The organism is Klebsiella sp. 141240 (assembly GCF_050600805.1).
Lineage (GTDB): Bacteria > Pseudomonadota > Gammaproteobacteria > Enterobacterales > Enterobacteriaceae > Klebsiella > Klebsiella aerogenes.
In genome coordinates this window covers 14000-26091 of record NZ_JAQIRK010000023.1, presented here as the reverse complement: position 1 = coordinate 26091, position 12092 = coordinate 14000, and the positions used below count along the sequence as shown (strand labels likewise).

9 protein-coding genes are annotated in these 12092 nt (G+C 39.1%); all 9 read left to right on the top strand.

Annotated features, from left to right (window positions below):
• Positions 1 to 70 precede the first annotated feature (70 nt).
• The gene (locus PGQ95_RS23930) at positions 71 to 700 is read left to right on the top strand and encodes a phosphatase PAP2 family protein (RefSeq protein ID WP_087860443.1); all 630 of its coding nucleotides are present in this window, start codon (positions 71 to 73) and stop codon (positions 698 to 700) included.
• A gap of 920 nt (positions 701 to 1620) precedes the next feature.
• Positions 1621 to 3060: a capsule assembly Wzi family protein gene (locus tag PGQ95_RS23925; protein ID WP_087860444.1), complete on the top strand. Its 1440-nt coding sequence runs from the start codon at positions 1621 to 1623 to the stop codon at positions 3058 to 3060.
• 112 nt (positions 3061 to 3172) lie between these two features.
• Positions 3173 to 4309 carry a polysaccharide export protein gene (locus tag PGQ95_RS23920; protein ID WP_042895953.1) on the top strand — a complete coding sequence of 379 codons (1137 nt, stop codon included), beginning with the start codon at positions 3173 to 3175 and terminating at the stop codon, positions 4307 to 4309.
• A gap of 2 nt (positions 4310 to 4311) precedes the next feature.
• Entirely contained in the window at positions 4312 to 4746 is a 435-nt protein-coding gene (locus PGQ95_RS23915; protein ID WP_042895957.1) for a protein-tyrosine-phosphatase, read from the top strand.
• A 16-nt stretch (positions 4747 to 4762) separates the two neighbouring features.
• Positions 4763 to 6925 (top strand): polysaccharide biosynthesis tyrosine autokinase, encoded by a 2163-nt coding sequence (locus PGQ95_RS23910; protein ID WP_042895960.1) that lies wholly within the window; start codon positions 4763 to 4765, stop codon positions 6923 to 6925.
• 67 nt (positions 6926 to 6992) lie between these two features.
• Positions 6993 to 8420 carry an undecaprenyl-phosphate galactose phosphotransferase WbaP gene (wbaP, locus tag PGQ95_RS23905; RefSeq protein WP_213316817.1) on the top strand — a complete coding sequence of 476 codons (1428 nt, stop codon included), beginning with the start codon at positions 6993 to 6995 and terminating at the stop codon, positions 8418 to 8420.
• A 45-nt stretch (positions 8421 to 8465) separates the two neighbouring features.
• Complete coding sequence (locus PGQ95_RS23900) at positions 8466 to 9728, top strand: hypothetical protein (protein ID WP_087860446.1); 1263 nt, start codon at positions 8466 to 8468, stop codon at positions 9726 to 9728.
• Positions 9729 to 9770: 42 nt separating this feature from the next.
• Positions 9771 to 10940, top strand: coding sequence for a glycosyltransferase family 4 protein (locus tag PGQ95_RS23895; RefSeq protein ID WP_213316818.1), 1170 nt, complete (start codon positions 9771 to 9773; stop codon positions 10938 to 10940).
• 22 nt (positions 10941 to 10962) lie between these two features.
• On the top strand, positions 10963 to 12078 hold the full coding sequence (locus PGQ95_RS23890; protein WP_430919587.1) for a cellulase family glycosylhydrolase: 1116 nt from the start codon (positions 10963 to 10965) through the stop codon (positions 12076 to 12078).
• Positions 12079 to 12092: the final 14 nt, after the last annotated feature.

The following is a 12092-nucleotide window of genomic DNA, read 5'->3' as shown; positions in this document are numbered from 1 at the left end:
AATATGCCCATAAGGAATTCATGGATAAGGTACAGGGAAAAGGGATGTATCGTCAGAGGATGAAGCGTAAATGAACTGGCAATTTGTCTCTTTTTTTGGCGATAGTACCGTGTTACTGCCCAGCGCGGTGGTGCTGTTCGCGGTGCTGGTGCTTCGTAAAACATCCCGGACGCTGGCCTGGCAATGGGCGTTGCTTTTTGGGATTACGGGAACTGTCGTGTGCATTTCAAAGCTGGCTTTTATGGGCTGGGGGATTGGCATACGTGAAATCGATTTTACTGGTTTCAGCGGACATACCGCGCTCTCTACCGCATTTTGGCCAATACTCATATGGCTGTTAACTTCCCGTGCTTCATCATCCCTTCGCGGGGGGGCCGTACTTATGGGCTTTGTTCTTGCGGGCATTGTTGGTTATTCCCGTTTGATGATTCATGCACATTCGGTATCTGAAGTAGTAAGTGGATTTATCCTGGGCGCTTGCGGAAGTTTGACTTTTCTGCTGTTGCAATGGCGTACGCCGGCCTCACGCTCTGCGCAGATTTCATGGATGGGGGCGTTGAGCGTGGTCATCATCCCGCTCATATTATTAAACACTGGGGTTAAAGCGCCGACGCAGTCGTTGTTAGGCGAGGTTGCAACCATGATCGGACCATTTGAGAAGCCATTCACCAGAGCCGATCTACATAAGCATATATATTAATCATACTGGTTCGATAAGTTTACAAATTAACTGCTGTAGTGATTAGTATGATAAATAGCTTGTCCATCGATAACATGGGGATTTTAGAATCGTGACTTTCATAATGGTGAAACATAATAATGGTAACAGACTATCTGAAAGCACGGTTCAGCATGTTATTACGAGTAAGATGATTCTTAAATGAAAAGAGAATAACGGAAATCAGAGTTGTCGTTCTGGAACCCAAAAAAGAAGTGGGTAATGATAGCTATCATATTTTGTAGTTGACTACTGCATGGTTATTTTTTTTCTTAAACAAAGGATTTATTTTTATCCCTTTAAAATCATGTGGTTACAAGGCGTTGCGCTTTGAGTGGTAATAATCTGGCCGGTTGCTGAGAGATTCCATTAAATAATCTTATTAACAGATGAATCCTTGCCGGTAAAAATGAAAAATATCGCTTTATCCGCTTTGTAGGGTTGAATTTATACTCCCAATTAAGAGAAGAATCTCGTAAACTCGAGGCGGTAAAAAATAATTGCTGTGGTTAATTCACCAACAGTCAATGTAAAGAAAATTGCTGGGTTAGAGGTACAGTGCGTTGGTAGCTGTTAAGCCAAGGGCGGTAGCGTATCCTGACACTCACGGTACCCAGCGTTTTGAATACTCATCCTACGCTTAGCGACGTTGTCAGACTTCTGATCATGTGCACATTATTGAGGCCATGAAAGTAGCCTTAGCAACCAATATCGCTTACATTATGAATGCGTTAAGTTCACATCCGTTTGCAGCAAACCGCTCGTGCTTGAGGAGTTGTCCATCGAGGCAATGGATCGCTGTTGTAAAAAAAGGCTTGTCGAACTCATAAGCTCCTGATTCTTAAAAATCCCCATTGCCGTACCCACCTGGTGGGAAGGGACTCGTAAATGGAACTTGAACAATGATAAAAATTGCTCGTATCGCACTTGCTTTGGGTCTGGTTGCATCAGTTAGCTCGCAGGTATATGCAGCAGGATTGGTGCAAAATGATAATGAACTTCGCAACGACCTGGCATGGTTATCCGATCGCGGAGTCATTCATCTAAGTCTCTCCACCTGGCCGCTCAGCCAGGAAGAAATTACCCGAGCGCTGAAAAAAGCAAAACCTTCATATTCCTCTGAACAAGTTGTCCTTGCGCGCATCAATCAACGTCTTTCTAATTTGAAGGCGGATTTTCGCGTAAGCGGCTATACGTCGACTGACCAACCAGGAACACCGCAGGGATTTGGCCAAAGTCAACCAGCGGATAACTCCTTGTCTCTTGCCTTCAACAACAGCGGTGAGTGGTGGGATGTACATCTACAGGGGAATGTCGAAGGCGGGGAGCGAATTAGCAATGGATCACGTTTTAATGCCAACGGCGCTTATGGCGCAGTCAAGTTCTGGAACCAATGGTTATCATTCGGGCAGGTGCCTCAGTGGTGGGGCCCTGGTTATGAAGGTAGCCTGATTCGTGGCGATGCGGCCAGACCGATGACCGGTTTTTTAATGCAACGTGCTGAACAAGCTGCTCCTGAGACATGGTGGCTGCGCTGGATTGGTCCGTGGCAGTATCAGATTTCCGCTAGTCAGATGAATCAATATACGGCCGTGCCTCACGCTAAGATCCTCGGCGGTCGTCTTACTTTCACACCTTTCCAATCACTTGAGCTTGGCGCTTCACGTATAATGCAGTGGGGGGGAGAAGGGCGACCTGAATCCTTTAGCAGTTTTTGGGATGGATTTACGGGCAAAGACAACTCCTCAGCCAACGATCCAAATGAACCGGGCAACCAACTTGCCGGCTTTGATTTTAAGTTTAAGCTCGAACCTACCCTGGGCTGGCCGGTGAGTTTCTATGGCCAAATGATTGGCGAAGATGAGTCAGGATTCTTACCTTCCGCGAATATGTATCTTGGTGGTATTGAAGGTCACCACGGCTGGGGTAAAGATGCGATTAACTGGTATGTAGAAGCGCATGATACCCGTACGAATATGAGTCGCACCAATTACAGTTATACCCATCACATCTATAAAGATGGTTATTATCAGCAAGGCTATCCACTTGGTGACGCGATGGGGGGAGATGGCCAGTTGTTTGCAGGCAAAGTTGAGTTGGTGACTGAAGATAATCAGCGCTGGAGCTCTCGTCTTGTTTACGCGAAGGTCAATCCAAAGGATCAGTCAATTAATAAAGCGTTCCCGCATTCAGACACATTAAAAGGAATTCAGTTAGGCTGGAGTGGAGATGTTTATAGGTCTGTTCGGTTAAGTACTAATCTTTGGTACACCAATGCCGATAATAGTGATAGCGACGATGTAGGTGCTAGTGCGGGTATAGAGATTCCATTTAGTTTATAAGTAAGCAATTGGTAGCGGTATGGTGTTAAGTAATTGATAATTCCACTAAAACCATATCGCTATGTCAGTTGTGCAAAAGTGGCCATTTTTGATTTACTGATGATGTGACATTATGAAGAAAAAAATTATTAGGTTTTCCGCTTTAGCGTTGGCAATAGGGTTTCTATCCGGTTGTACGATACTACCCGGTCAGGGGTTGAATAGCCTTCGAAAGAACGTGGTAGAGTTACCAGACAGTGATTATGATCTGGATAAGTTGGTAAATGTTTATCCAATGACTCCAGGTTTAGTTGATCAGTTACGTCCGGCGCCTGTTATCGCGCGTTCAAACCCACAACTCGATACGCTATTAAAAAGTTATGAATATCGTATTGGCGTGGGTGATGTACTAATGGTGACAGTATGGGATCATCCCGAATTGACAACCCCGGCAGGTCAATATCGAAGCGCAAGCGACACGGGTAACTGGGTCAACGCTGATGGAAGCATTTTTTATCCTTATATAGGGAAAGTCCAGGTTGCAGGAAAAACATTAAGCCAAGTACGCCAGGACATATCATCTCGCTTGACAACGTATATCGAAAGCCCACAAGTTGACATCAGTATCGCAGCATTTCGTTCACAAAAGGCGTACGTAACGGGTGAAGTTTTAAAGTCAGGGCAACAGCCGATCACTAATATTCCATTAACAGTAATGGATGCGATTAATGCTGCAGGAGGACTTGCTCCAGATGCTGATTGGCGTAATGTCGTATTAACCCATAATGGTAAAGATACAAAAATATCACTATATGCACTGATGCAAAAAGGTGACTTGACACAAAACTATTTACTATATCCTGGTGATATCTTGTTTGTGCCAAGAAATGATGATTTGAAAGTGTTTGTCATGGGCGAAGTTGGAAAGCAGAGCACCATGAAAATGGATCGTAGTGGTATGACCTTAGCTGAAGCAATCGGGAATGCTGAGGGGATGTCTCAGGCATTAAGTGATGCAACAGGTGTATTTGTTATTCGTCAATTGAAAGGTGATAAAGAAGGCAAGATCGCCAATATATATCAACTTAATGCTCAAGATGCGTCGGCAATGGTTCTCGGTACTGAATTCCAACTTCAACCATATGATATTGTCTATGTTACAACCGCTCCGCTTGTTCGCTGGAACCGTGTAATATCTCAATTGGTACCAACCATTTCTGGTGTGCATGACATAACCGAAACTACTCGTTATATCAAAACATGGCCATAAATATGTTTGACTCAATTCTCGTAATTTGTACCGGTAACATATGTCGTTCACCAATTGCTGAACGGATACTGCGTAACGCTCTGCCAGATAAGCAAGTTGACTCTGCTGGTGTCGGAGCGTTAGTTGATAAACCTGCAGATGCTTCGGCTATAAGGATCGCTGAAAAGTATGGGGTTTCTTTAGAAGGCCATTTGGGTACTCAATTTACCAGTTCGTTAGGAAGAAAGTATCAGTTAATACTAGTGATGGAACAACAACATATAGAACAAATAAGTAATATTGCGCCTGAAGCCAGAGGAAAAACCATGCTCCTTGGTCATTGGCTTGGAGGGCGCGAGGTTCCTGATCCTTACAGAAAAAGTGACGAAGCTTTTGAATCCGTCTATCGATTAATTGAAAAAGCCTGCGCGCTTTGGGTTGAAAAACTTACAAGATAAAATCAGGATATTTTGCATGACTTTGAAACTTAACGGTAAAACGCCCACTGCCGAAGGTGATGAAATTGATTTGGGTCGGTTGATAGGCGAATTAATAGACTATCGCAAGCTAATTATTGCGGTAACAGCAATATTCACCTTGTTAGCTCTTCTCTACGCATTACTTGCCACTCCAATCTATCAAGCAAATGCTTTGATTCAAGTTGAGCAAAGGCAAGGAAATGCAATTTTGAACAGCTTGAGTCAGATGTTGCCTGATAGTCAACCACAATCAGCACCGGAAATGGCTTTGCTGCAATCACGAATGATTTTAGGAAAGACAGTTGATGATCTAAACCTACAGTCAAGAGTTGAACAGGATTATTTTCCGGTTATAGGTAGCGGTTTAGCACGCCTATTAGGGGAAAAACCTGGCAAAATTGAGATAGCACATCTTATTCTGCCATCCGTGGAAGAGTCAGGTAATGAATTAACATTACAAGTTAAAGATCAACAACACTTTATAGTTGAGTCTGAGACCTTTCATTACGAGGGTAAGGTAGGAGTTCCTCTAGAAAATAAAGATATATCACTGTTAGTGACTGGTATTGAGGCTAAACCTGATACTAATTTCACTATTACATACTTGTCCAGGTTACAGGCTATTAATAGTTTATTAGATTCGTTTAGTGTTGAGGACCAAGGGAAAAATACAGGAATTCTGAACCTAACACTTACCGGGACGGATAAAGAATTAGTATCAACTATCCTGGATAGCATAAGTCAGAATTATTTAGCCCAAAACGTTGAACGTCAAGCAGCGCAGGATGCAAAAAGTCTGGATTTTCTAAATCAACAACTCCCGAAAGTACGTGGTGAGTTAGATGTCGCAGAAGATAAGTTAAACGATTATCGTCGGCAAAAAGATTCTGTAGACTTGACAATGGAAGCTAAGTCAGTTCTGGATCAGATTGTTAACGTTGATAATCAATTAAACCAACTTACATTCCGCGAAGCGGAAATCTCTCAGCTTTATACACATGAACATCCGACGTATAAGGCCTTAATGGAAAAAAGACAAACACTACAACAAGAGAAAGCAAAACTTAATAAACGTGTAAATACGATGCCTTCAACGCAACAAGAAGTATTACGTTTAAGTCGTGACGTTGAATCAGGCCGTGCAGTATATCTACAATTACTTAATCGACAGCAAGAGCTGAATATTGCAAAATCGAGTGCAATAGGTAATGTCAGAATAATTGACAATGCCATTACTCAACCTAAACAAGTTAAGCCTAAAAAATTAATTGTTGTTATACTTGGAGTAGTGATTGGCCTCTTTGCTTCGATGGGCATAATATTACTGAGAGTATTTTTACGTCGTGGTATAGAGTCTCCAGAACAATTAGAAGAGGTTGGCATAAACGTATATGCAAGTGTGCCGATCTCTGAAACGTTAAAAGAGAAAAACAGGAAAACTGGTGTTCGTAGTAAGCAAGAAACCAGAACGTTACTGGCAACTGAAAATCCTGCAGATTTAGCCATAGAAGCAATTCGAGGTTTACGCACAAGCTTGCATTTTGCAATGATGGAGGCTAAGAATAATATTCTTATGATTTCCGGTGCGAGTCCAAATGCAGGGAAAACATTTATTGGCAGTAACTTGGCAGCAATTATTTCGCAAACTGGCCAGAAGGTTTTGTTTATTGATGCCGATATGCGTAAAGGATATGTTCATAAATTATTTAATTCATCGCAAACAAAGGGCTTATCAGATTACCTGTCTGGGAAAAATGACATAGAATCTCTGATTTGCAAGGTTCCAGGCGAAGAATTCAACTATATCGGACGTGGTGAAGTGCCTCCAAATCCGGCCGAGTTATTAATGCATCCTCGATTGGAGCACTTGCTGGAAGAAGTATCAAAAAAATATGATCTTGTGATTGTCGATACTCCGCCGATATTGGCTGTGACTGATGCCGCTATAATCGGACATTATGTTGGAACAACTTTACTTGTTACTCGATTTGAAGAAGATTCAGTGAAAGAGGTTACAGTTAGTGTTAAGCGCTTCGAGCAGGCGGGTATTAATGTCAAAGGCTGTATTCTGAATGGCATAGTCAGAAAAGCTAGTAGCTATTATGGTTATGGCTATAACCACTATGGATATTCATATTCAGAACAAAAAAATAAATAATCAAACTGGCCCTGTTCCCACAGGGCCCTATAACTCATATCATAAATGATGAGTATATGAGGGAATTATGACGTATTTCATGAGGAATATTGTTTCTAGTGTATCGCTAGCATTATCCGATTTTATTAGTTTTATTATCTCATTATATATATCACTAGCTGTATTATCTTTTGTACTGACTGATTTCGATGTTAGAGTACCAACAAGAGAATTAGAAAGTTGGCTGTATTTACACTGGTTATTAGGTCTGTGTTGTGTCGTATGGTATGGAATACGTTTACGACACTATTTTTACAGAAAAACCTTTTGGTTTGAACTTAAAGAAATCCTCAGAACATTACTCATTTTTGCAATAATTGAATTAGCAGTAATGGCGTTTGCGAAATGGTATTTCTCGAGATATGTATGGCTTCTTACCTGGATGATTACAGCTATCGCAGTACCGTTTGCGAGAATTGGTACAAAATGGTTAATGGATCGCTTAGGCTTCTGGCAACGCGAAACATGGATTATTGGTTGTGGAAAAAATGCGAAAGATGCATATTTAGCAATCAATAGTGAACATAACCTGGGTTTGAAAGTTGTCGGTTTCTTATCAATCGAGAATAAACCAGAACTAGAGAAAAAAATTTATGGTATCCCAGTGGAGTATCATAATGAAGAATGGCTAACGTCAATTAATAAGAAAATGCAATTTATTGTGGCTGTTGAATCTGATCAAGGGGATATTCGTAATTATTGGCTAAGGCAATTGATGATAAAGGGATATAGATATGTATCAGTGATCCCGACATTACGAGGTGTGCCCCTGGATAGCACCGATATGTCATTTATTTTCAGCCATGAAGTAATGATATTTCGCGTGCAACATAACCTTGCAAAATGGTCGTCTAGATTTATTAAAAGAACATTTGATATATTGGCATCAATTGGAATAATTGTGCTGCTTTCGCCCCTATTATTGTATATATCATTAAAGGTAAAAAAAGATGGTGGTCCTGCGATATATGGGCATGAACGCGTTGGTAAAAATGGAAAAGCTTTTAAATGTCTAAAGTTTCGTTCAATGGTTATTAATTCAAAAGAAGTTTTAGAACAGGTACTGCAATCTGATCCAGAAGCCAGAAAGGAATGGGACGCAACATTTAAATTAAAAAATGATCCTCGTATAACACCGATTGGCCAATTTTTACGTCGAACTAGTCTGGATGAATTGCCACAGTTATTTAATGTGTTAAAGGGAGAGATGAGCTTAGTGGGACCGCGACCAATTATTACTGCAGAGCTTGAGCGCTATAATGAAGAGGTAGATTATTATTTATTAAGTAAACCTGGTATGACAGGATTATGGCAAGTAAGTGGTCGTAGTGATATTGATTATGATACAAGAGTATATCTTGATGCATGGTATGTAAAAAACTGGTCTATGTGGAATGATTTAGCGATACTATTTAAAACGGTCGGTGTTGTGCTAAAAAAAGATGGTGCATATTAAAAGACTGCTCTTGTAAAAAAATATTATATAATTAAAGGTGGAAATATGGATATATGGGGTGGTATATGGATTGTTTTAGCTATTGTATTCTTCCCATTTGGCTATAAACCGCTTCTTTTATTACTTGTTCTGTCATCAATATTTCAGGCGAGTTCAGCATTTGCATTCGGGCCATTGAATATGCCATTGGCCCCATTTATCGAAATACTTTTTATATTAAGACTGTTTTTACCACTTGGAGGAAAAGGCTTTGTAAGTTTCAGAAACAAAACAGTTTTGATGTCATTTTTATTAATAGGTATTGTTTGGGGTTATACATTTTTGGCCGCAAATCTTTTCTCGGGCATCCGTGTATATTCATCATTGCAATCTTTTGAACTTAACTTTATCACTCATGGTGTGCCATTACGGTGGAGTGGCGCGAATATTAACCAATTAATTATTCTATCACTTCATATATTAACGCTAGGTTTTGTCTATTATAGAAGAAATGAAATAGACAGAGCGTATTTTATGAAGTGTATAGTCTTTACATTAGTTGTGTTTATCTCTTTCTGCTTGATATGGAAATTCACCCCTGGAATATATAGCGTAATTTCCCCGTTGATATTTAATAATACATCTTATTCAATTACCGCGATTTATGAAGCTCGTGCGGCTGGAACATTTTCTGAACCATCTTTAGCAGGGTTATATATAGGTTCGCTAGCTGTACCACTTCTGTGTACTAAGAACTGGGTATATAAACTCATTGGAATATGTACACTTGGAATATTTTTATTGAACTTATCAACAACTGGACTCTTTACAATATTAATTTCTATACCTGTGATATTTATAATTATGGTGAGGAAGACGATACGTAACTATATGTATATCTCTTTCCTCTCTATGATATTAGCAGTTGGAGCAATGCCAATTTCTGAGATATTATCTAGCTATGCTGCACAAAAATCAGCAAGTGATTCAGGTCTAATGCGTGGTGCTGCCAATAGTAACGCGATAGAAAATATCATTAACTCATATGGGTTCGGTATTGGTGTAGGAAGTGAGAGGGCTTCATCCTTAATTATCGCATTAATAAATAACTTGGGGTTTGTTATTTTATTTATTTTTATATACCACATATATAAAATGATTAAAACTGACAAAGATATCACAAGTAATATCGCTATTGTTTTATTTTTTGTGGCACTAATTGGTTCCTTCGCCGGGAATCCAGAATATACATTGGCATTTATGTGGGTGTTTTTATATGCCGGTATATCACGAGGTGGCGTATTACAGAGTAAAGAACAATTAGTGTGATAACAATTGTGTAGAAAATTGAACTAACAATACGGTAAATAAATGAAGATATTAATGGTGAACACACTTTATGCACCGTATAAAATAGGTGGTGCTGAGAAGTCAGTCCAGTTACTTGCTGAAGAGCTTGCCGCAAAAGGTCATGAGGTTACTGTCGCGACCTTGCACGAGAATGTGGAAGTCGAAAATATTCATATGAATGGAGTCAGTGTTGTACGGTTTCCTCTGAAAAATATTTATTGGCCGTACGCCGGAAAACACTCCTTTATAAGGCGTTGTGTCTGGCATATCAACGACATATATAATAGAAAAATGCTTTGTTTGGTAGCTAGATATTTTGCTAAAAAAGAATTCGATGTTGTTCACACAAATAACTTAACAGGTTTTTCTGTTGCAATATGGACATGGGCGAAGAATAGAGAAATACCGATAGTTCATACGTCAAGAGATTATTCACTAATACATCCAAATGGAACATTATTTAAAAAAGGGAAAAATATGGATCCATTGTGTCTGGAGTCCAGAATATACTCTTTTATAAAAAAACGAATATCTAATAATGTCAGTGTTTATGTTGGAATTAGTGATTATATAAAAAAGCTACATGTAGCAACTGGTTTTTTTAAAAAGTCTGAAAAAACAGTTATTTATAATAGTGTTACAGCAAATCAATGTATAAAAAGACACGGAAGAGACAAAATAGTACTGGGTTATTTAGGTCGAATCGAAGAGGAAAAGGGTGTAGAAGTTCTGCTTAATGCACTGAGTAAATTTAAAGGGATGGAGATTAAAATTGCTGGGAAAGGTTCAGAAGATTACATTAAGTATTTAAATGAAAAATATATTAATACCGAAATGAGTTTTTTAGGTGTTGTTAATGCTAACGACTTTTTCCCACAAATTGATTACCTTATAGTACCATCAATGTGGAATGAACCTTTAGGGAGAGTTGTTTTAGAAGCGGCATCTTTCGGTATTCCATCGATAGGAAGTGCTAAAGGTGGAATTCCGGAGATAATAAAAGACTGCCAAACTGGATATATTTTTAATAGTGAAAGCCAACTCATTGATGTATTGAAAAAAATCAATGACAAAAGTAAAGATGATTATTTCACTATGGCAAAAAATGCATGGGATTATAGCCATCAATTTGATTCTGGGCTAATTGTAGATCAATACACAAGCGCATATGAATTAGCAAGAATAAGGTAGAGTAAAAGATAAGGTGGTGAGTATGAAGATCTATAAAAAAATGATTACATGTATAACCCTATTATCATTAACTTTTTCATCCGCCTATTCGTTTGAGATCGGGGTTGGAACACATATTTCTCATTATCCAGGAGATACAGAGAAATATATACATTTGATGAACGAATATGGTTTTACATCATTTAGGGATGGTATATCCTGGAATTCAGTAGAAGCAAAGAAGGGAGAAATGTCTATCCCTGCCAAAAACGTCCCGTTAGATGATATTTATCTTAAAGATGATTCTACTGTAACAAAGAATGCTATGTTTATTTTGGCTTATGGCAATAAAAATTATACTGACAACGGGCGTCCAAAAACAAAACAACAAGTGGATAAATTTGTTGATTACGCAACATGGGTTGCACAGCGATATAAAGGGCGTGTGAAGTATTACGAAATATGGAATGAATGGTTAGTTCATACTGGTGTTAAAAAAGGGGATACGATTCCAGATGATGACATATATCTCTATCTGGTAGAACAATCTGCTAAAGCAATAAAAAAAGTAGACCCTAATGCAATTGTAATTGCTGGTTCTCTTAATCCTATTTATGTAGGACAAGTTAATTGGATCACTAAATTAGTTCAACGAGGATTTGCAAAGAATATAGACGGAATTTCGATACACCCTTATACATACTATGAAAGAAAGCGACCGTTGCTTATGGAACCAAGTGCAGATATGGACGTAATTGATGCATTTGAAAAACGTATCAGTGCTTCTGCAGGTCGGGCAATACCAATTTATATTACGGAAATGGGTTATCCGACAACCTCCGCTATACCAGGTGGAGTGACGCAGGAACAAGCTGCTAAGTACATTTACGAATATACCGCATTGGCTAAACAACGAGGATATATCAAAGGTGTTTGGTGGTATGATCTGATTGATGATGGTTTGAATCCTAATAATAAGGAACATAATTTTGGAATGTTTAAACAGGATCTGACACCTAAGAGTTCTGCAAAGCTGATGCGCAAGTTTGCTCCGCAACTTATGAGTAATGGAGCTACGGTCGAACTAAATTCTCAAAAAGAGGTTATTATTAACAATAAAGGAAATAGCCATACTCTGGAAACTTTTTCCTCTAAGTAATAATTATCTTGTGT